The organism is Burkholderia sp. Ac-20392, from assembly GCF_017104585.1.
Classification (GTDB): Bacteria; Pseudomonadota; Gammaproteobacteria; order Burkholderiales; family Burkholderiaceae; genus Burkholderia; species Burkholderia lata.
The window spans coordinates 1-21,227 of the sequence record NZ_JAAGPB010000103.1; the positions used below are offsets into that span (position 1 = coordinate 1).

Annotated in this window: 14 protein-coding genes; 6 read left to right on the forward strand and 8 right to left on the reverse strand. The window is 67.1% G+C overall.

What is annotated here, in order from left to right; genetic code table 11:
• On the forward strand, positions 1-1,571 hold a 1,571-nt coding region (locus tag G3N99_RS14485; protein ID WP_206122721.1), incomplete at its 5' end, for a cobalt chelatase.
• Positions 1,572-1,674: 103 nt separating this feature from the next.
• On the opposite strand, the gene G3N99_RS14490 is transcribed toward G3N99_RS14485, so the two are convergent.
• The 6 genes from G3N99_RS14490 to G3N99_RS14515 form a co-directional block, all read right to left on the reverse strand.
• The gene (locus tag G3N99_RS14490; RefSeq protein WP_011355592.1) at positions 1,675-2,442 is read right to left on the reverse strand and encodes a sulfite exporter TauE/SafE family protein; all 768 of its coding nucleotides are present in this window, start codon (positions 2,440-2,442) and stop codon (positions 1,675-1,677) included.
• A complete protein-coding gene (gene pta, locus G3N99_RS14495; RefSeq protein WP_174935978.1) occupies positions 2,439-3,473 on the reverse strand; it encodes a phosphate acetyltransferase in 1,035 nt (344 codons plus the stop codon). The genes G3N99_RS14490 and pta overlap by 4 nt, the downstream gene beginning before the upstream one ends.
• Before the next feature lie 129 nt (positions 3,474-3,602).
• Positions 3,603-5,420 (reverse strand): sulfoacetaldehyde acetyltransferase, encoded by a 1,818-nt coding sequence (gene xsc / locus G3N99_RS14500; protein WP_174935976.1) that lies wholly within the window; start codon positions 5,418-5,420, stop codon positions 3,603-3,605.
• A 160-nt stretch (positions 5,421-5,580) separates the two neighbouring features.
• Positions 5,581-5,979 (reverse strand): nuclear transport factor 2 family protein, encoded by a 399-nt coding sequence (locus G3N99_RS14505; RefSeq protein WP_174935974.1) that lies wholly within the window; start codon positions 5,977-5,979, stop codon positions 5,581-5,583.
• 366 nt (positions 5,980-6,345) lie between these two features.
• Positions 6,346-9,231 carry a GH92 family glycosyl hydrolase gene (locus G3N99_RS14510; RefSeq protein ID WP_206122722.1) on the reverse strand — a complete coding sequence of 962 codons (2,886 nt, stop codon included), beginning with the start codon at positions 9,229-9,231 and terminating at the stop codon, positions 6,346-6,348.
• A 482-nt stretch (positions 9,232-9,713) separates the two neighbouring features.
• Entirely contained in the window at positions 9,714-11,240 is a 1,527-nt protein-coding gene (locus tag G3N99_RS14515; RefSeq protein ID WP_174930438.1) for a PLP-dependent aminotransferase family protein, read from the reverse strand.
• Between the two features lie 271 nt (positions 11,241-11,511).
• Here G3N99_RS14515 and G3N99_RS14520 point away from each other — a divergent pair, with 271 nt between their 5' ends.
• Both G3N99_RS14520 and phnY read left to right on the forward strand, forming a co-directional pair.
• A complete protein-coding gene (locus G3N99_RS14520; RefSeq protein WP_174941716.1) occupies positions 11,512-11,856 on the forward strand; it encodes a GNAT family N-acetyltransferase in 345 nt (114 codons plus the stop codon).
• 44 nt (positions 11,857-11,900) lie between these two features.
• Entirely contained in the window at positions 11,901-13,355 is a 1,455-nt protein-coding gene (gene phnY, locus G3N99_RS14525) for a phosphonoacetaldehyde dehydrogenase (protein WP_206122723.1), read from the forward strand.
• Between the two features lie 44 nt (positions 13,356-13,399).
• On the opposite strand, the gene G3N99_RS14530 is transcribed toward phnY, so the two are convergent.
• Complete coding sequence (locus G3N99_RS14530) at positions 13,400-15,640, reverse strand: TonB-dependent receptor (protein WP_206122724.1); 2,241 nt, start codon at positions 15,638-15,640, stop codon at positions 13,400-13,402.
• A 323-nt stretch (positions 15,641-15,963) separates the two neighbouring features.
• Here G3N99_RS14530 and G3N99_RS14535 point away from each other — a divergent pair, with 323 nt between their 5' ends.
• Positions 15,964-17,028: an asparaginase gene (locus G3N99_RS14535; RefSeq protein ID WP_206122725.1), complete on the forward strand. Its 1,065-nt coding sequence runs from the start codon at positions 15,964-15,966 to the stop codon at positions 17,026-17,028.
• 114 nt (positions 17,029-17,142) lie between these two features.
• Here the strand turns inward: G3N99_RS14535 and G3N99_RS14540 are convergent, their stop codons facing one another.
• Entirely contained in the window at positions 17,143-18,111 is a 969-nt protein-coding gene (locus G3N99_RS14540) for a LysR family transcriptional regulator (RefSeq protein WP_174935961.1), read from the reverse strand.
• A 141-nt stretch (positions 18,112-18,252) separates the two neighbouring features.
• On the opposite strand from G3N99_RS14540, the gene G3N99_RS14545 reads away from it, so the two are divergent.
• Positions 18,253-19,659, forward strand: a complete 1,407-nt coding sequence (locus G3N99_RS14545; RefSeq protein WP_174941724.1) for an aspartate ammonia-lyase — start codon at positions 18,253-18,255, stop codon at positions 19,657-19,659.
• Positions 19,660-19,769: 110 nt separating this feature from the next.
• Positions 19,770-21,227: amino acid permease (locus G3N99_RS14550; protein WP_206122726.1), on the forward strand; the 1,458-nt coding region annotated here is incomplete at its 3' end.

Genomic DNA, 21,227 nt, shown 5'->3' on the forward strand with positions numbered 1-21,227 from the left:
TCCTGCGCGCCCAGGCCGCCGACGACGATCTCGCGTCGTGGCGCGGCGCGGCCGACGGCGCCGCGCTGCGCATCCTGCATTCGGATGCGGCCCTGCATCGCGCGCTGTGCGGCGACGATCCGGTCGAGCGCGTGCTGTTCGAAATGCTCGAGCAGTTGCGCTGCGAATCGCTGGCACCGCCGGCCATGCGCGGTGTCGTGCAGAACCTGCGCCATCGTTTCGAAACCTGGTCGCGCGCGTTCCACCGGTCGGGGCAGGCCGACACGCATGTCGGGATCCTCGTGTACACGGTCGCGCAGATCGCATGGTCGCGTCTGACGGGCTGGCCGGTGCTCGAGGAGACGGAAGACCTGATCGAAGCGTCGCGCGCGGCGATCGTGCCCGAGATCGGCGTGCAGCTCGCGGGGCTCAAGCGGTGCCGGCGCGATCAGCGCGCATTCGCGGAACATGCGCTGGCGCTTGCGAAGCGCATTGCGTCGATGATCCGCGACGCGCGCGCGGCCGTCGTCGAAACCGAGACGGAAGATGCCCGCGAGCAGGACGATGCACTGACGAATTTCTCGCTGTGGGTCGATTTCGACGAGACGGGCATCGACCTGCCGGCACTGGTAGAGACGGGTGACAGCGTCGTGCTGCAGGGCGGCGACGCCGTCTACCGCGCATATACGACGCGCTACGATCGCGAGCTCCGGCCGGCTGTGCAGATCCGCGCGGCACTGTTGCGCGAGTATCGCGACCGGCTCGACGGTCAGGTCGCCGCACAGCGGATCAACGTCACGCGGCTTGCACGTGTGCTGCGCGCGGCGCTGGTCGTGCCGCAGGCCGACGGCTGGTCGTTCGGCGAGGAGCACGGCCGCCTCGATGGCCGCCGGCTCGCGCAACTGGTCAGCTCGCCGGCCGAACGGCGGCTGTTCCGGCTCGAACGCGTGCGGCCGCACGCCGACTGCGCGCTCGCGTTCATGATCGACTGTTCGGGGTCGATGAAGACGTGGATCGACGGTGTCGCGCTGATGGTCGACACGCTGGCCCGTGCGGGCGATGCCGCCGGTCTTGCAACCGAAGTGCTCGGCTTCACGACGCTGGCCTGGAACGGCGGCCGCGCACGGCAGGACTGGCTCGCGCGCGGCAAGCCGCGCCATCCGGGCCGGCTCAACGAAACCGGCCATCTGGTGTTCAAGGACGCGGATACCCGCTGGCGACACGCGCGTACGGGCATTGCCGCGCTGTTCAAGGCCGATCTGTTCCGCGAAGGCGTCGACGGCGAAGCGGTCGAATGGGCGTGCGCGCGGCTCGCGGCGCGGCCGGAGGCGCGCAAGATCCTCGTCGTGATCTCGGACGGCAGCCCGATGGACGGCGCGACGGCGCTCGCGAATGATCCGTTCTATCTCGACAACCATCTGAAGCAGGTGGTTGCCCGCCAGGAGGCGGCCGGCCGCGTCGAAGTCCTCGGGCTCGGCGTCGGGCTCGATCTCGGCCCGTATTACCGGCACCGGCTGGCGATCGATCTTGCATCGGCGCCCGACATGAAGCGGCTCGTCGAAATCGCCGGATGGATCGGCGCGCGGCGGTGAAGCGGGCGACTGCATTTGACGCGAGCGCAGCGGACGTGTACGCGTCGAGTTCGAATCGATTGCCGGGAACCCGGCGGTTCGACGCGGCGCACGCCGAGCGACGTCAAGCGCGATGCAGCAGCGGCGGCAGCGACGTTGCGATCAGCCCGATGCCGATCGCCATCAGCACGCCGAACGCCAGCCGGCGCAACGCGACCGGCGACAGCGGCGGCGGGTAGTGGCGCGCGGCTACCGTCGTCAGCATCACGACCGGCGTCGCGATCGCGGCCAGCAGCCAGATGTCGCGATCGAGCTGGCCCTCACATGCGCTGTACAGCACACGCGTGGCCGAGGTCGTCGTGAACAGCACGATCAGCGCGCAGCGGATCTGCACGAGCGTCAGCGGCTGCCGGTAGAACTGGAAGATCAGCGGCGGCCCCGATACGCCGAACATCCCGCTCAGCAACCCGCCAAACAGGCCGCTGACGAAGAAGCTGCGGTTGTCCGAGCGCTCGGTGAGCGGCGCCGGGCGCAGCGCCGCGCTCAGGCCGCCGTACAGCACGACCGCGCCGAGGATCAGTTGCAGCAGGTCGGCCGCGGACCGGCTCAGGCATTCGAGCAGCAGCACGCCCGCGACGACCGACGGCAGGATGCCGAGCGTCGCCGCGCCGACCGCGCGCCAGTCGATGTGATGCAGCCGGCCGGGCAACGCGGTCGCGCCGTTCGCGAGCGATACGACGCTCATCAGCGTGGCGACGGTGGCGAGCGGCGCGAGCCCGAAGCCGCTCGTCGCGCCCATCACGATCATCCCGAGTCCGAAGCCGGTGACGGTCTGGAAATAGCTGCCGGCGCCGATCACCGCGATCAGGATCGCCAGTTTGTCGGCTGTCATGCGTGCGCAGCCTCGCCGGTTGCGGCGCGCTGCGCGGCCGCCTGCGCCTGCACGGTGGTCGCCGCGATCACGTGATAGACGTCGTCGGCGCTGCAGCCGCGCGACAGGTCGTTCGCGGGGCGGCGCAAGCCTTGCAGCAGCGGGCCGACGGCCTTCGCGCGACCGATCCGCTCGGCGAGCTTGTAGCCGATGTTGCCGGCTTCGAGGCTCGGGAACACGAGCACGTTCGCGTGGCCGCCCACCTGCGAATGTGCGATCTTGCGCTCGGCGATTTCCGCGACGATCGCCGCATCGAGCTGCACGTCGCCGTCGATCGCGAGGGTGGGGCGCAGTTCGCGCACGTGCGCGGTCGCGGCCGTCACCTTGTCGACCGCCGCGTGATGCGCGCTGCCGCTCGTCGAGAACGACAGCATCGCGACGCGCGGCTCCTCGCCGAGCAGTGCGTGCGCGCTGTCGGCGGCGGCCATCGCGATCTCGGCGAGTTGATTGGCGTCCGGATCGACGACCAGCGCGCAGTCGGAGAAGATCAGCCCGCCCTTGATCGTGTGGAACGGTTCGCACAGCATCATCAGGAAGAAGCTCGACACGATCCGGAACGCCGGATCGACGCCGATCAGCTGGATTGCCGCCCGCACGACGTCGGCCGTCGCATGCACGGCGCCCGCGACCGAGCCGTCCGCATCGCCGAGCCGCACCATCAGGTTCGCGTGGCAGAGCGGGTCGAGCACCGCGTCGCGCGCGGCGTCGGCCGTCATGCCCTTGCCCTTGCGCAGCGCATGCAGCGTGTCGGCATAGGCATCGCGTTGCGTGGCGGTGGCCGGATCGACGAGCGTCATGCCGTCGAGATCGATCGCGTCGCGCGCGGCCGCGGCGTGAATGGCCGCGCGGTTGCCGACGAGCACGATGCGGGCGATGCCGTCGCGCGTCGCGCGCGCGGCGGCCTGCAGCACGCGCGGATCGTCGGCTTCGCACAGCGCGATGCGCATCGGCTGGCGGCGCGCGGAGTCGAGAATGCGGTCGAGGGCTTTCATCGTTCGCTCGGGTAGAAAAAGAAAAAACGGCCGGATGCGGCGGCCCGCACGGGGCACGGCGTCCGGCCGGAGGGCCGGCCGCGCGAGAGGGGCGCGCGACCGGCAACGGGTTGCGTCAGTGACGCGGCGTCATACGTAGTCCTTGTACTTGTCGAGCATGCGGACCGGCTTCGACAGCGCATCGCGACGGAACGGATCGCCGAGTTCGCGCGTGCACATGATCTCGATGATCGTCGTCTTGCCTTCGTTCATCTGCATGTCGATCGCACGCTTGAGTGCCGGGCCCACATCTTCGAGGCGGTCGACCGTGATCCCTTCGGCACCCATTGCACGCGCGATCGCCGCGAAGCTCTGGTTGTCGAGTTCACCGGCGACGAAGCGGCGGTTGTAGAAGTCGACCTGGTTCTTCTTCTCCGCGCCCCATTGACGGTTGTGGAACACGACGGCCGTCACCGGGATGTTGTGGCGCACGCAGGTCATCGTTTCCATCAGGCTCATGCCCCACGCGCCGTCACCCGCATACGACACGGCCGGGCGGTGCGGGGCGGCGACCTTCGCGCCGATGATCGTCGGGAACGCATAGCCGCAGTTGCCCCAGCTCATCGCCGCGAAGAAGCTGCGCGGCTTGTTGAAGCGCAGGTAGCTGTTCGCGACCGAGTTGATGTTGCCGATGTCGGTCGACACCATCACGTCCTCGGGCATCGCCTTCTCGAGCTCGCGCAGCACCTGGCGCGGATGCAGGTACTGGCCGCCGCTGAACGGCTTCTCGTGCTTCTGTTCCTCGATCATGTCGAGGCTGTACGCGTCGCGCTCGTGCGTCCAGTCGTCGAGTTCCTTTTCCCATGCGGCCTTCTCGGTCGCGATCTGGTCGGCGCGCTCGCCGCGCGAGCCGTCGCACGCGAGCGTGCGGCCGTCGAGGCGTTGCGTGAGCGCGACCGCCGCGGCCTTCGCGTCGCCGCAGATGCCGACCGAGATCTTCTTCACGAGGCCGAGCATCTTGTGGTCCGCGTCGATCTGGATGATCTTCGCGTCCTTCGGCCAGTAGTCCATCCCGTGCTGCGGCAGCGTGCCGAACGGCCCGAGGCGCGAGCCGAGCGCGATCACGACGTCCGCGCGCGACAGCAGCTTCATCGCCGCCTTCGAGCCCTGGTAGCCGAGCGGGCCGCACCACAGCGGGTGGTTCGCCGGGAACGAGTCGTTGTGCAGGTAGCTGTTGACGACCGGTGCGCCGAGCCGTTCGGCGAGCGCCTTGCATTCCTCGATCGCGTCGGCCATCACGACGCCGCCGCCCGAAATGATCACCGGGAACTTCGCCTGCGCGATCAGTGCGGCCGCATCGTCCAGGCTCTGTTCGCCGCCGGCGCCGCGATCGAGCCGGCGCGGTTGCGGAATCTCGACCTTGACCTTGCCGTAGAAGTAGTCACGCGGGATGTTCAGCTGCGTCGGGCCCATCTCGGCCTGCGCGCGGTCGAAGCAGCGCGCGGTGAATTCGGCCATCCGCGCCGGGTGCGTGACGTGGCCCTGGTATTTCGTGAATTCCTGGAACATCGGCAACTGGTTCGCTTCCTGGAAACCGCCGAGGCCGATGCCCATCGTGCCGGCTTCCGGCGTGACGATCACGACCGGGCTGTGCGCCCAGTACGCGGCCGCGATGGCCGTCACGCAGTTGCTGATGCCGGGGCCGTTCTGGCCGATCACGACGCCGTGGCGGCCCGACACGCGTGCATAGCCGTCGGCCATGTGGCCCGCCCCCTGTTCGTGCACGACCGGGATCAGGCGGATGCCGGCCGGCGCGAAGATGTCCATCGCATCCATGAACGCGGAGCCCATGATGCCGAACATGTCGGTCACGCCGTTGGCCGCGAGGGTCTCGACGAAGGCTTCGGACGGCGTCATGTCCTGCGGACCGCTAGCCGATGCACGCAGGGAAGTGGATTGTTCGCTCATGGGTTGTCTCCGATTGTTCAATTAACGGAACGTCTTGTTCCAGATGCTATTTGCTGAGTAAGGCCGGTCAAGTCATTCCGCCCGCTGCCGGGAAATGTGGAATGAAATGAAATGATTCGTTTCAAAATGCGCGTGGGGCACGGTGGCCCGGGCGGTGCGCTCAGGCCGGCTGTTTCGGCCGTTCCTTGCGGAACGCGCGCTTGACGGCGATCAGTCCGTCGCGGAATTCGAACAGGTCGCAGCCTTCGGCCTCGATGCGCCAGCCTTCGGCGTGCGTGCCCGTGAACACCCATTCGGAGACGCCGCGTTCGCCGACGACGTAATGGCGGCCGCGACCCCAATGCGCATCGGGGAAGGTCTTGAACACGGCTTCGAACGCCGCGCGTACCGCGTCGCGGCCGACGAAGCGCGTGCCGTGGATGTCGGGGCCGCCGGCCGCGTCGAATACGCAGTCCTCGGTCATGAAGCCCATCAACGCATTGGCGTCGTGCCGGTTGAATGCGTCGGAAAATGCCGCGAGCGTGGCGGCCGTGACGGGGCCGGTGAGCGTATCTGCCATAACGTGTCTCCTGTCGAATGGTGGGCGGTGCGCAAGGCGCTGGCGCGCATGCGGCACGCGGTATCGACACGTTAGTGAGCGCTCGTTTTTGGCGGTAGCGCCAGTCGGGAGGTTTCGCTTGGGCCAGGGGGAGCAGCCGGGCCGGCGCGCCTGTCTACCGGCGCCCCGTGGGTTCCCGGCGGCGGGTTCGTTGACGCGCATCGACAGCAATCATCGACGCGGAGCGAGGAGCAAAATGATCTGCCGCAGGGGCGTAACGCGAAACCGTTGCAGTGGCGCGATGAGTCGCGGATCGCGCGGCGGCGGTGCCGGCCGGCGAGGGGATGCATCGGAAGGCCCGATGCATCCCCGCCGGTCATGCGGCCGTCAGGACGCCGTCATCCCGATGCCGAACACGTGCATCTTGCCGGCGCTCACCTGGCGCGGCAGCACGATGCTCGTCACCACCTTGCCGGGCGGCACCGAGATCTTCTGCGCGAAGATGTAGGTCTTGACGTTGTCCTGCTGGCCGCTGCCCGAGTTGCGGTAAGCCATCGTGACGGCGATCGCCGCGCTGGCGTGCGCGCTGCCGCCGTTCAGCGTCCAGTCGTCGAACGCCAGCGTGACAGCCTGGCTCGAGCCGTCCGCGAAATTCAGCTGCGCGGTGCCGCTGCTCGGGCCGTTGTTGGACGAGCCGAGCACCACCACGCCGGTGCCGGCCGATCCCGGCGGCAGCATCACGGTCTGGCCGACGGTCACGGTGTTGTCGAGCGACAGCGGCCCGCCCGCCACCGCCACGTTGGCGCCGGCCACCGCGAACGGCTTGCCGGGCTGCACGCCCGCCGCTGCCAGCGCATTCAGCGAGTAGCTGAACAGGCTGCCGTCGAAGTCCGCGCCCTGGCCGTCGGTATTGGTCGCACCGTCCGCGCTGAAGCCGCGATTGTTGTAGCTGTCAGCCGCGTTGATCGCCACCGGCACGCCGAACGACGGCGGCTGCTTCCGGCTGCCCCATTGCGACGGCGCGCTGCCCATCGCGAAGTGCAGCGTCGCGCCGTTTGCGATGTCGTCGTAGGCGACCCACGGCACATCGTGGGCGCGGCCGTTGATCGACAGCGACTGCACATAGCTGGACGCGGGCGCACCGTCGGCGCGAATCCGCCACGTGCGGCCGTTGCCGAGCCGTACGTCGATCTGCGGGAACTGCGGACTGCCGATCGCCAGGCCCGCCACGCCCGGGATCTGCGGATACAGGCCCAGCGCGCCCCAGACATACCAGCCCGACACGGCGCCGAGGTCGTCGTTGCCCGGCAAGCCGTCGGGGCCGGTGCCGAACGCGCTGCCCAGGATCTGCTGCACCACGCGCTGCGAGCCCGACGGCTGCCCGGCCCAGTTGTAGAGCCAGGGCACCTCGAAGGTCGGCTCGTTGCCCATGTAGAAGTTGGGGAGGCTCAGGCCGGCATTGAGCACCGTGAAGAACTGGTCGAGCCGTGACGTCACCGCCGCATTGCCACCGAGCTGCGCGAACAGGCCGGCGCCGTTGTACGGCACCATCCACGTGTACTGTTCGGCATTGCCTTCCACGTAGTTGTCGCCGCTGCTCGGCGTCTCGGGAATCCACGCGCCGTTCGACTGGCGCGCCGCGATCAGCGGCGGCGTCAGCGCGGTGTCGAGCAGGTTCTGCCAGTAGGCCGAGCGGCTCAGCAGCATGCGCTGCGTGGCGGCATCGCCGAGTGCCCCGGCGAAGCGCGAGATCGCAAAATCGCTGCTCGTGTATTCGAGCGTGGACGAAGCCTGTCCCCACTCGCCGTTGGTGATGTAGCCGGTCTGCAGGTAGCTCGCGCGACCGCCGTTGGTAGTCACGTTGTTGCAGGCCGTGCCGGGGATGTTCGCCATCTTCACCATGTGCTGCAGCGCGGATTGCGTATCGAAGCGCCGCGCGCCGAACGCATAGGCATTCGAGACGATCAGCGAACCGGCGTCGCCCGGCATCACGCCATCCTCGACGTTGTCGTTGACCCAGTGCGGAATCGCGCCGCATTGATCCGCGTCGTTGATCAGCGACTGGATCATGTCGCTGGTCTCGGACGGGTTGAGGATCGACTTCAGCTGGATCAGCGAACGGTAGATGTCCCAGCCCGAGAACGACGAATACTGCGCTTGCTGGCCCTTGGCGACCTGATGCACGGTATTGTCGAAGCCGATGTACTGGCCGTTCACGTCGCTGAAGATGCTGGGCGCCCATAGCGCGTGATACAGCGCCGTGTAGAACTTCTTCTTCGCGTCGAGCGTGCCGCCCGCCACGCGGATGCCGTTAAGGCGGTCGTTCCAGATGCGGTCGGCCTGCGTGCGTACGCCCGCGAAGTCCCAGCCGCGATTTTCCGCGTCGAGGTTGGCTTTCGCGTTGGCGACGCTGACGTAGGAGAGGCCGATCTTCATCCTGACCGTCTGGCCGGAGCGGAAACCAAGCTGGGCCACACCGTGCGAAATCGAGGCCGACGTGAACGCCTGGTCGAAGGCGGCGTAGAAGTAGACGGGTACCGGCACCGAGTTGCCGCAGAAGCCGCCGCCGATCGTGCTGCCGGAGATGGCGCTGTCGGAAACCTGCGTAATGGCGCCGGTGGTCGAGGTCCTGGTGTTGGTGCGGGTTGCGTCGAGCACCAGCAGGGCAGGCTTGCCGGCCGGGTACGCGAACTGGCCGAAGCCGGTGCGCAGGGTGGCGGTCAGCTCCACCTTGATCTGCGAGTCGAGCAGCACGGAATAGTAGCCCGGCTTGGCTATTTCATTCGCATGACTGAATGTCGGTGCGAGCTGCGTCGGGTCGGTGGTCGGCATGACCGGGAATTCGCCGTTGTTACCGCTGCAGCCGGCGCCCGGCATGTGCGTCAGGCTGAAACCCTGGATCGAGTGGATGTCGTAGTAGTAGCCGGCGGGCGAGTTCGGCTCCTGGCTGCTGTTCGGCGCGGGCGTGGTGTTGGTGTCGGGCGCCCACTGCACCATGCCCGACGGCAGGCCGGCGGCCGGTTCGACGCTGCCGGCCTGTCCCGCCGGCACCGGGTTCGGCGAATTGCTCGCGAGCGTGCCGATCAGCGGATCGACGTACTGCGTCAACGACAGGTTGCGGTTGTCGTCGAGATTCGTCGTATCGGCCACGGCTTCCGACGGGCGTGCCGCCAATACCGACGCCGCGGTTCCGTCGCTGCCGTCACCGCCTCCGCACCCGCTCAACGCATACGTCGCGGCCAGGATTGCCGCGAGCGTCGTGAATCGAATCATGATCGCCCCCTCCGGTTATCCATGCATTTTTTTCTTTGGCAATCCAATCGATCGAATCGTTGCTTCGTCGTCGCGGGTTGCCGTCTTTCAGCGTCGTAACACTAGGATTTGGACGAATCCGTTGTCAACCGGATTTGGAGAGTTGTAATGTTTTTATTGGATTTACTAAACGAATCGAAACGAAAAGAATCCCGGCGATCGTGCATTGAAGTCGCAGTGAAGCGGTGTGCAGGCACGAGCGCCGCAAGCGGTGTCCGATGAAGCCGCGGAAAATGATCTGCCGGTCGAATCGATGCGTCATGCATTCACGCCTGCCGTTCACCGATACCCGAAAAGATGATCCGCAAGCGCGCGGCCGTGAGCCACCCCGCAGGGTGAACACGGCCTATCGTCGAAACGGGTTTTACGGCCGCAACATACGCGACGTTCGTGCTTCCGGGCGACTGCGCAGCGCCGGCGCACGACGCCTTTTTCGCGTGCGGTCAGGCCCCCGGACGTTGCGTGCGCACGCATTGCGCGAGCGCCCGCACACCCGGCTCGATCCGCTCGAGCGGGATCGCGGAGAAGCCCATCCGGAAGCAGCGTCGCGCGTCGCCTTCATCGTTCATGAAGAACACGCTGCCCGGCTCGATCAGGATGCCGGCTTCCTGCGCGTCGGCGGCGAGGCGCGTCGCGTCGAGCCACGGCGGGCCTTCGACCCAGCACGACGCGCCACCCGTCACCTGCACGTAGCGCGCTTCCGGCAAATGCGCGTCGAGCGCGGCCATCAGCGCCTGCGAGCGCTCGCTGTACGCATGCGCGAGCCGGCGCAGCAATGCGTCGTGATGGCCGAGCGCGAGAAAGGTCGCGAACGCGCGCTGGATGTACGCAACCGGGTGGCGCACCATCAGCCGCCGCAGCGCACGCAGCTCGCGGATCAACTCGCGCGGCCCGACCACGTAACCGAGCCGCAGGCCCGGCGCGAACGTCTTCGACAGGCTGCCGACGTAGATCACGCGGTCGGCCGTGTCGAGGCTTTTCAAGGCCGGATGCGGCGTGCCGGAGAACGTGTTCTCGCTCTCGTAGTCGTCCTCGATGATCACGAAATCGTGTTGCTGCGCGCAATCGAGCAGCGCGCGGCGCCGCTCGACCGGCATCGTCGCGGTGGTCGGGCACTGGTGGCTCGGCGTCACGTACACGTAATCGCAGCGCGAGAGCGTATCGCCGAGCGTGGCGGGTGCGATCCCGTGACCGTCGACGGGCAGCGGCAAGAGCCGTGCGTTGCGGTTCTCGAAGATGTTGCGCGCGTCCGGATAGCCGGGGTTCTCGAAGCCGACCGTCGTGTGCTTGCCGCACAGCAGGTCCGCGATCAGGTACAGCGCCTGCTGGCAGCCGTTCGTGACGACGATCTCGTCGGGCATCGCGAACACGCCGCGCCGCGGCAGCACGCGCGTGCGGATCTGCTGGATCAGCGATTCGTCGTCGCGTTCGATCAGGTCGGGCGCCCAGTTGCGGATCTCCATCACCGACAGCGCCTTCAGGCAGCATTCGCGCCAGTCGTTGGTCGGAAACAGCGACTGGTCGAATTGCCCGTAGATGAACGGAAATTCGTAGTGCTGCCAGTTCGCGGGCTTCACGATGTTGCGCTGCCTCGACGGCGGATGCGCGATGCGCTTGTCCCAGGCGGGCCGGCCCGGCGTTTCGTCGCCGCCGCCCGGCTGCGCGGCGGGCTTGGCGGCCGCGAAGCCGGGCAGGCCCTCGAGCATCTTCGGGTTCACGAAGTGCCCGCTGCGTTCGCGCGAGATCAGGTAGCCCTCTTCGACGAGCATCTGGTACGCGAGCACGACGGTGTTGCGCGCGACGCCGAGCTGGTCGGCGAGCTCGCGGCTCGACGGCAGCGCGGCATCGGGCGCGAGCTGGCCGTCGAGGATCGCGGCCACGAGCATCCGCCGGATCTGGTCCTGCAGGCTCGACGCCGACGACCGCCGGAACTGCTGGGCCCATAAGGCGGTCGGGGTACGACTCGGCATGCTTCCTCCTGTGATCGGTACGGGAAACGCGAGGCGGTGCGCGTGGTGTGCGCGCGGCCCGCGAGGGGCGCGGTGTCGCGAGAATACGCGCGTCGCGCCGCGGATGTGGACTCAATGAAATGTGTCGTCTGGCACTACTGCGCGCCGACGTGGCAAGACGATACTCAAACCGTCGCCCCTGGACGATCCGGATAAGTCCCCGGTTCGCGGGCGCAGGGAGGCGTGCGCGCATCGCGTTCGCCTGCAGCGTGATGCAACGGAGAGGGGCGCCATGCATGTCGTCGTGTTCAGGGATCGCTGCGAGCGCGTGATCCGCATCGTGTTCGACGACGCACGGGCGACGGCGATCGCGTATCGCGACGACGAGGCGATCGGTGAACTCGGCATCGACGACGGTGGCGGTGGTGGTGCCGTGCGATCGCCGGCGCTCACGCGGCTGTTCGTCGAACCCGCGTATCGGCGCAGCGGCATCGCGCACACGCTGCTGGCGTGCGCGTCGCGCGAATTCGGCCGGCCGATCCGCATCGATGCCCGCGCGCGTGAGTGGCCCGATACGCCGGCATGGGCGACGCTGTGCCGCTGCCTCGAATACGAAGGGCTGGTGGTGGTGCGGTAATCGAAAGCGTGACCACGATCACGCTACACCAAGACGGAGACGACATGAGTACGGTCCTGAAGCCGATTCCCGCATCCGACGTGCGGCACGAAGCGTTGCGCATCGACGGGCAGCGCGCGTGGCGCGACGCAGTCATCGACGTGCGCAATCCGTACGACGGCTCGCTGGTCGGCACGGTGCCGAAGGCGACGCTGGACGACGTGCGGCGCGCGTTCGCGGTTGCACGCTCATACCGGCCTGTGCTCACGCGTCACGATCGTGCGGCGATCCTGCGCCGTGCGGCCGACATCGTGCGCTCGCGCACGGCCGAGATTGCGGGGCTGATCACGGCCGAGTCCGGCCTGTGCATCAAGGATTCGACCTACGAAGCCGGCCGCGTGGCCGACGTGCTGACGTTCGGCGCCGGCGAAGTGCTGAAGGACGACGGGCAGATCTTCTCGTGCGACCTGACCCCGCACGGCAAGAAGCGCCGCGTGTACACGCAGCGCGATCCGCTGCTCGGCGTGATTTCCGCGATCACGCCGTTCAACCATCCGATGAACCAGGTCGCGCACAAGATCGTGCCGTCGGTCGCGACCAACAACCGGATCGTCGTGAAGCCGTCGGAGAAGGTGCCGCTGTCGTGCTACCTGTTCGCGGACATCCTGTACGAAGCCGGCCTGCCGCCGCAGATGCTGCAAGTGCTCACCGGCGACCCGAAGGAGATTGCCGACGAGCTGATCACGAACCCGGCGATCGACCTCATCACGTTCACGGGCGGCGTATCGATCGGCAAGTCGATTGCATCGCGGATGGGCTACCGGCGTGCGGTGCTCGAACTCGGCGGCAACGATCCGATCATCGTGATGGAAGATGCCGATCTCGACGAAGCGAGCACGCTCGCGGTGTCGGGCTCGTATAAAAACTCGGGCCAGCGCTGCACGGCGATCAAGCGGATGCTCGTGCACGAGTCGGTGGCCGATCGTTTCACGGAGCTGGTGGTCGAGAAGACGCGCACGTGGTCGTACGGCAACCCGGCCGATCCGTCGGTGGACATGGGTACGGTGATTGACGAGGCGGCCGCGAAGTTCTGCGAGCAGCAGGTGAACGACGCGATCGCACGCGGGGCGCGGCTGCTGGTCGGCAACGTGCGAAACGGCGCGCTGTATTCGCCGACGGTGATCGATCGCGTGACGCCCGACATGCCGCTGGTGAAGTACGAAACCTTCGGCCCCGTGTCGCCGATCATGCGTTTCCGCGACATCGACGAAGCGATCCGGATGTCGAACAGCACCGACTATGCGCTGTCGTCGTCGGTCTGCACGAACCGCTTCGACGCCATCACGCGCTTCATCACCGAGCTGGAAGTCGGCAGCGTGAACGTGCGCGAAGTGCCGGGTTACCGGCTTGAAGTGACGCCGTTCGGCGGCGTGAAGGATTCGGGGCTGGGGTACAAGGAAGGCGTACAGGAAGCGATGAAGAGCTTCACGAACGTGAAGACGTACTCGCTGCCGTGGTGAGCGCGGCGGGGAAGGGCGTACCACGCCCTTCCCCGCCAGCGGCATTACTGATAGAAGTTGAGCGTGACCATCGCCGAACGGCCCGGCGCCCACGTCGCGTAGATCGGATACGCGCTCGAGTAATACTTCTTGTCGAACAGGTTCTGCACGTTGAGCTGCACGTCCATCGTCTTGTTCACGCGCCAGGTTGCGGCCGCGTCGAAGCGTGCGTAGCCGGGCGTCCATTTCTTCGTCGTCGCGGATACCGATGCGTAGGTCTGGCTCATCACCGTCGCACCGGCGCCGAGCGTGAGCTTCGGCATCACGTCGTAGCTCGTCCACAGCGTGAAGTTGTGCTTCGGCACCATCACCATCGGCAGGCCCGATGCGCCCGGGCTGCCGGGGCCTGCGTCGGTCGTGATCGCGTTCAGGTACGAGTAGCCGCCGAACACGTGCCACTTCGGCGTCAGGTTGCCCGCGAAGCCGAATTCGACGCCGCGCACGCGCTGCTTGCCCGCGTTGACCGTGTGACCGAGGCCGTCGCTCACGCGCGCATTGGTCTTCTCGGTCTGGAACAGCGCCGACGTCAGCGACAGTTGGTCCTGCAACACGTCCCACTTCGCGCCGATCTCGATGTTGCGCGAGCGCTCCGGTGCGAGATCCTGGTTCGTCGCGGTGATCTGGTCGGTGCCGCCGCCGAGGCCGCTGTTCGCGCCGGGCGGGTTCGACGACGTGCCGTACGACGCATACAGGCTCACGTTGCTCACCGGCTTGAACACGAGGCCGAACTGGTAGCTGAACAGGTTCGACGTGTTCGACAGGTCGGCCACGCCGGCCTGCTTGCCGGTCGTGTCGTAGCGGTCGAAGCGCAGCCCCGTGTTGAACTGCCAGCGCTCGGACAGCTTCACGGTATCGAAGATGTACGCGGAAACCGTGTCGGTGCGCGTGTTCGTCGTCGGGCCGGGGAACCCCTTGTCGCCGTTCAGCACGATGTTGCCGGTCCACGGCATGTTCGGGTTCCAGCCGCCCGCGAGCGGCGTGCAGTTGCCGGCCACCGAGCACGGGCCGCCCGAGCGGATGTTGTTGCCGGCCGAATCCGACACGAGGTAGCCCTCGTAGCGTGCCTGCTCATGGCTGAACTCGACGCCGGCCGTCATCGTGTGCTTCATGCCGAACAGGCTCGCGCTGCCGGTCACTTCGGTCTGGTTCGAGAAGCCGTTGAGCGCGTACTTGCCGCTCTTCGCCTGCAGGCTCAGCATGTTCGGGTTCGACGCGAGGATCTGCGGGTTCGTCGCCACGTAATCGAGCGTCGAGCGGCCGAACATCGTCGTGTTCTTCAGCTTCCAGTCGTCGTTGATCTTGTGCTCGACGCGCACCTGGGCGGTGTCGGTCTGCCCGTAGCGGTAGTCGCGCGTGTTCAGCCCGAAGAACTGGCCGCGATCGGTCGGCACCGGCGTGCCGCCCGACGCGCGGAACGGCACGCTGAAGTCCGGCATGTCGTACGAGTTCATGTGGTAGTAGCTGACCGTGACCGTAGTCGGCGTGTTCAGCCCGAACACGATCGACGGCGCGACACCCCAGCGCTTGTTGTACACGTCGTTGCGGCCGGCCTGGTTCGCGTCGTGACCCATCACGTTCAGGCGCACGGCCGTCGTGTCGTTGATCTTGTGGTTCGCGTCGACCGTCGCGCGCTTGTAGCCGTCGGTGCCGAAGCCGATGCTGCTGTTGATGAAGTTGTCGTTCTTCGGCGTCTTCGTGACGATGTCGATGCTGCCGCCCACCGAGCCGCGGCCCGCATAGACCGAATCGGGGCCCTTGATCACGCTGATCTGCTCGACCGCGAACGTTTCGCGGTTCTGCAGCCCCGAGTCGCGCATCCCGTCGACGAAGATCGAGTTGCGCGATTCGAAGCCGCGGATCACCGGGCGATCGGCCGACGGGTTCGCGGCCGCATCGCCGCCGAGGAACGTGATGCCCGGCACCGAGCGCAGCGCGTCCGCGAACGACGTGACGTTCTTTTCCTTGATCAGCTGCTCGGGAATTACCGTGACCGAGCGCGGCGTGTCGAGCAGCGGTGCGGTGAACTTGTACGACGGCGAACGCTTCACCTGCATGTCCGACGGCGCGGTCGACTGGACGTTGATCGTCGGCAGCGTCGCCTGCACGTCGGCGGACGGGGCGGGCTGGTCGGCGGCGGGCGCGGAAGCAGGGGCGGTTTCGGCGGAGGCGAGCAGCGGCGTCAGGAAAACGGAGCAGGTCAGCGCCGACACGAGGGCGCGAGGCCTCGTCTTGAACTGGGCGGGCATATCGAGAGGCAGCAGAAGATTCGGTGAGCAGGTGCGTCTTCTCGATACCGGCCGGGCAGCGCCGAGCATCGGAAAACGTCAATGTAAATGCGTATGATTCGCGTTTGCGGCCGCAATTGTACGGATTGGTACCAATTCTGTAAACGATCGAATGGTTTTTGTACGAATTCGGTCAGGTTTTCGTGGGGGCGAGATCGCCTTTGCGTCGCGTGCAACACGGCTTTCCATCGCCCGGGCGGCGCGTGGCGGTGGTGACTCGATACACTGCCGTACCGGTTGGACGGGCCCCGGCAAGCAGGCCCCGAGCAAGGAGACAACACACGATGGACACCCCACGCGCAGCAGTCGTCACGTACCGAGGCGAGGCGATCGAGAACACGCACGTCGCCCATGTGGCGGTGGTCGATGCACGCGGCCGGCTGCTGGCCCGGTTCGGCGATCCGTTCCGGATGACGCTGGCGCGCTCGGCAGCCAAGCCGGCGCAGGCGCTGTCGGTGATCGAGACGGGCGCGCCCGAACGCTTCGGCTTCGACGATGCGGACATCGCGCTGATGTGCGCGTCGCACAGCAGCGAGGACCGGCATATCGAACGCACGCGCGCGATGCTCGCCAAGGTCGCCGCGCACGAATCGGACTTGCGTTGCGGCGGCCATCCGCCGTTGTCGGATGCGGTGTACCGCTCATGGATCAAGCGCGACTACACGCCGACCGGCGTGTGCAGCAACTGTTCGGGCAAGCACGTCGGGATGCTGGCCGGCGCGCGGGCAATCGGCGCCGCAATGGCCGACTACCATCTGCCCGACCATCCGATGCAGGTGCGCGTGAAGCACGTGGTGGCCGATGCGTGCGGGCTGCGCGACGACGAAGTGGGCTGGGCGATCGACGGATGCAACCTGCCGACGCCGGCGTTTTCGCTGGACCGGCTCGCGCGTCTCTACGCATCGCTGGCCGACGGTGCGGATACGGTAGAGGCGGGCGGTGGCGCAATCAGCGATCGCGTGCGTGCACTGGCGCGGATTCATCGTGCGATGACCGCGTATCCGGAGCTGGTTGCCGGCGAAGGGCGCTATTGCACGGTGCTGATGAACGCGTTCGACGGGCAGGTGGTCGGCAAGCTCGGCGCCGATGCGTGCTACGGGATCGGCGTGCGGGCGTCCGAGCGCACGCGGGCGCTGGGTGCCGACGGCGCGCTCGGCATCTCGGTGAAGATCGAGGACGGCAATCTCGACGTGCTCTACATGGTCGTCAGCGAACTTCTCGAGCGGCTGCAGATCGGCACGTCCGCGCAGCGCGCGCCACTGGCCGGCTTTCATCGGCCGCGAATGCTCAATACGCAGGGCGTCGAGATCGGGCACGCCGCGTTCCCGTTCGAATTGCAGCCGGGCTGAACGGTGCGGATGCGCTGACGCCGCCGGCCCGCGACCCGGGCCGTGCGTGGCGGCGTGCGCGCGCGTCTGCCTGTCGGCCGGCGCGAGCGTGAAGGCAAGCGCGTGCGTTACGCGCTAAGCGCCGCGAATCTTCGTCAGTTCCAGCGCCGACAACTCGCCGATATGCGCGAGGTGTTCCGCGAGAAAGTCCTTCAGCACGCGCAGCTTCGCCGAGCTGCGCCGGTTCGCAAGATACGCGATGTAGATGTATTCGCCCGTCAGCCGGTTCTGCAGCCGGTAGCGCGGCAGCACGGCTTCGAGCCGGCCGCTCGCGAGCAGGTCGCGCACCAGCCAGATTTCGAACTCCGCGATGCCGAGCCCCGCGCAGGTCGCTTCGAGCAGCAGCTCCGAATGGTCGGTGACGAGGTTGCCGGCCGGCAGCAGGCTGTGATGCGCGTCGCCGTTCACGAGATCCCAGCGCGGATCGCCTTCCGGATGCACGTAGCGCAGGCAGTTGTGTTGCTTGAGCTCGTCCGGCGTGGACGGGCGCCCGCAGCGGTCGAGATAGCCGGGCGTCGCGCACAGGATGCTGTCGTTGCGCGACAGGCGGTGGACGACGAGGTTGTCCAGGTAATTCTCGCCTTCGTGAATGTCGAGATCGAAGCCGCCGGCCACGAGGTCGTTGTGGTTGTCGGTAAGCCGCACGTCGAGCTGGATCGTCGGGTAGCGCGCGAGGAACGGTGCGACCAGCGGCGCGAGATGACGGCGGCCGAATGCCACTGGCGCGGTGAGCTTCAGCGGGCCGCTCGGCTGCGCATTCAGTTCGGCGACGACGCGCAAGGTGTCGTCGAGATCGGCGATCAGCGTGACGGCGCGTTCCAGGTAGATATGACCGGCTTCGGTGAGCGTCACGCTGTGCGTCGAGCGGTGCAGCAGTGCGACGCCGAGGGCCTCCTCGATCGCCGTGACCTTGCGTGCGACGGTGGACGTCGACACGTGCATCTCCTTCGCGACCGCCGAAAAACTCCCCGTTTCGACCACTCTCACGAACGCGCGCATTGCGCCCATGTGATCGATGCCGGATTCTTTCGCGCCTTTTTTCATTCGATTCTCGCTGTTGCGTCCCACGCAAAACCGCTTTCGATAATACATAAGCGAGCTTGTTTTTGCAAAGGCATAGAATGCGAACCCGTCGCGTCGGCAAGCGGCGAACGACGAGCGGCACGAGACACCCAGGAGGGCACGATGACAGAAAACGGCTTCCGCGTCGAAGCGGATCTTTTAGGTAAGCGAAGTATTCCGGACGACGCGTACTACGGCGTTCATACGCTGCGCGCGAAGGAGAATTTCGACATTTCGGGCCGCACCATTGCGTCGCTGCCGTACCTCGTGATGGCGCTCGCCGCCGTGAAGGAGGCCGCGGCCGACGCGAACTGCGAGCTCGGGCTGCTGCCGCAGCCGTACCGCGATGCGATCGCCGCCGCGTGCGTCGAGATCCGCGAAGGGCGCCTGCACGACCAGTTCGTCGTCGACATCATCCAGGGCGGCGCCGGCACGTCGACCAACATGAACGCGAACGAGGTGATCTGCAACCGCGCGCTCGAAATCATGGGGCACGCGCGCGGGCAGTACGAAATCCTGCATCCGAACGAGCACGTCAATCTCGCGCAGAGCACCAACGACGTTTATCCGACCGCGATCCGCGTCGCGACCTGCTTCGCGGTCGAGCACCTGCTCGAAGCGATGGCGCGCCTGCGCGATGCGTTCGCGGAGCGGGCCGACGCATTCGCCGGCTTGCTGAAGCTCGGCCGCACGCAGCTGCAGGACGCGGTGCCGATGACGCTTGGCCAGGAGTTCTCGACCTACGCGGTGATGCTGACGGAAGACATTGCGCGGCTGCAGGAAGCCGGCTGGCTGATTCGCGAGATCAATCTCGGCGCGACCGCGATCGGCACGGGGATCACCGCGCATCCGCAGTACGCGGAGAAGGCGCTCGCGGCGCTGCGGCGCATTACCGGGCTCGACCTGAGCACCGCGCCGAACCTGATCGAAGCGACCCAGGATTGCGGCGCGTTCGTGCAGGTGTCGGGCGTGCTCAAGCGGATCGCGGTGAAGCTGTCGAAGATCTGCAACGACTTGCGGCTGCTGTCGAGCGGCCCGCGCGCGGGGTTCGGCGAGATCAACCTGCCGCCGGTGCAGGCCGGCTCGTCGATCATGCCCGGCAAGGTGAATCCGGTGATCCCGGAAGTCGTGAACCAGGTTGCGTTCGAGGTGTTCGGCAACGACCTGACCGTGACCTTCGCCGCCGAGGCCGGGCAGCTTCAGCTCAACGCGTTCGAGCCGGTGATCGCCAGCGCGCTGTTCCGCAGCTTCAGCCATCTCACGGCCGCCTGCACGACGCTCGCGCAGCGGTGCGTGAGCGGGATCACCGCGAACCCCGAACGGCTGCGCGAAACGATGGAGCGCTCGGTCGCGCTCGCGACCGCGCTGAATCCGTACATCGGCTACAAGCGCGCGACCGCCGTGGCGGCCGAGGCGCATGCGACCGGCAAGTCGATCCGCGAGGTCGTGCTGGAGCGCGAGTGGATGACCGATGCGCAGGTCGAAGAAGCGCTGCAGCCCGAGGCGCTGATCCGGCCGCGCGTGCTTTGACGCTGGTTGGGCGCGCCGCCGGTGCGTGACGCCGGCGGCTTGCGAGCGGCTGCACCCGAAGCGCCCCCCCGCGCGGGGCGCGATACATCAAGAAACAACGGAGACTCACGATGAACCACAGCAGCGAGCGCCCGGCCGATCCGGCCGGCGGCGCGGATTCCCGTCATGCCGACCCCGATGCGATGTTCGCGTCGCACGAAGCCGGCTATGCGAAGCAGTTGAAGCCGCGGCACGTGCAGATGATCGCGATGGGCGGCGCGATCGGCACCGGCCTCTTTCTCGGTGCGGGCGGGCGCCTGCAGCATGCGGGGCCCGCGCTCGCGCTCGTGTATCTCGTCTGCGGCGTGTTCGCGTTCCTGATCATGCGCGCGCTCGGCGAGCTCGTGATGCACCGGCCGACCAGCGGCAGCTTCGTGTCGTACGCACGCGAGTTCATGGGCGAGCGCGCGTCGTTCGTCGCGGGCTGGATGTACTACCTGAACTGGGCGACGACCGGCATCGTCGACATCACCGCGGTCGCGATCTACATGAAGTACTGGGCCGTGTTCACGGACGTGCCGCAGTGGGTGTTCGCGCTCGGCGCGCTCGGGATCGTGTCGGTGATGAACATGATCGGCGTGAAGGTGTTCGGCGAGATGGAGTTCTGGTTCTCGATCGTCAAGGTCGGCACGCTCGCGGTGTTCCTCGCGGTCGGCGCCGTGTTTCTCGCGAGCGGCCATCCGGTCGCCGGGCAGATGCCGGGGCTGCATCTCGTCGCGGATCACGGCGGGATCTTTCCGCACGGCATCCTGCCGGCCGTGCTGATCGTGCAGGGCGTCGTGTTCGCTTACGCGAGCATCGAGCTCGTCGGCGTCGCGGCGGGCGAGACCGCCGATGCGCGCAAGGTCTTGCCGAAAGCTATCAACAGCGTGATGTGGCGCATCGCGCTGTTCTACGTCGGCTCGGTCGTGCTGTTGACGATGCTGCTGCCGTGGACGGCGTACAGCGCGCACGAAAGCCCGTTCGTGACGTTTTTCAGCAAGCTCGGCGTGCCGTACGTCGGCACCGTGATGAACGTCGTGGTGCTGACCGCCGCGCTGTCGAGCCTGAACTCCGGCCTCTATTCGACCGGGCGCGTGCTGCGCTCGCTCGCGATGGGCGGATCGGCGCCGCGCTTCGTGTCGCGGATGAATGCGCGCGGCGTGCCGTACGGCGGGATCCTGATCACGGTCGCGATCAATGCGATCGGCGTGCCGCTGAACTACATCGTGCCGGCCCAGGCGTTCGAGATCGTGCTGAACATGGCGTCGCTCGGGATCATCACGACGTGGGGCTTCATCGTCATGTGCCAGATCCTGTTCCGCCGCGCGGTCGATCGCGGCGAGCTGAAGGCCGTGTCGTTCCGGATGCCCGGCGCGCCGTTCACGTCGTGGCTCACGCTGGCCTTCCTCGTCGGCGTGCTGGTGCTGATGGCGTTCGATTATCCGGGCGGCACGTGGACCATCGCGACGATTCCGGTCGTCGTGCTCGCGCTGGTGGTCGGCTGGAAGCTGGCGAAGCGTGGCGCCGCGCGCGAGCAGGCGGCGGAT

Coding starts and splice junctions, on each gene's coding strand:
- G3N99_RS14490 (WP_011355592.1), bottom strand. CDS start 2,442: ATGACAGCCGACAAACTGGCGATCCTGATCGCGGTGATCGGCGCCGGC.
- pta (WP_174935978.1), bottom strand. CDS start 3,473: ATGAAAGCCCTCGACCGCATTCTCGACTCCGCGCGCCGCCAGCCGATG.
- xsc (WP_174935976.1), bottom strand. CDS start 5,420: ATGAGCGAACAATCCACTTCCCTGCGTGCATCGGCTAGCGGTCCGCAG.
- G3N99_RS14505 (WP_174935974.1), bottom strand. CDS start 5,979: ATGGCAGATACGCTCACCGGCCCCGTCACGGCCGCCACGCTCGCGGCA.
- G3N99_RS14510 (WP_206122722.1), bottom strand. CDS start 9,231: ATGATTCGATTCACGACGCTCGCGGCAATCCTGGCCGCGACGTATGCG.
- G3N99_RS14515 (WP_174930438.1), bottom strand. CDS start 11,240: ATGCCGAGTCGTACCCCGACCGCCTTATGGGCCCAGCAGTTCCGGCGG.
- G3N99_RS14520 (WP_174941716.1), top strand. CDS start 11,512: ATGCATGTCGTCGTGTTCAGGGATCGCTGCGAGCGCGTGATCCGCATC.
- phnY (WP_206122723.1), top strand. CDS start 11,901: ATGAGTACGGTCCTGAAGCCGATTCCCGCATCCGACGTGCGGCACGAA.
- G3N99_RS14530 (WP_206122724.1), bottom strand. CDS start 15,640: ATGCCCGCCCAGTTCAAGACGAGGCCTCGCGCCCTCGTGTCGGCGCTG.
- G3N99_RS14535 (WP_206122725.1), top strand. CDS start 15,964: ATGGACACCCCACGCGCAGCAGTCGTCACGTACCGAGGCGAGGCGATC.
- G3N99_RS14540 (WP_174935961.1), bottom strand. CDS start 18,111: ATGAAAAAAGGCGCGAAAGAATCCGGCATCGATCACATGGGCGCAATG.
- G3N99_RS14545 (WP_174941724.1), top strand. CDS start 18,253: ATGACAGAAAACGGCTTCCGCGTCGAAGCGGATCTTTTAGGTAAGCGA.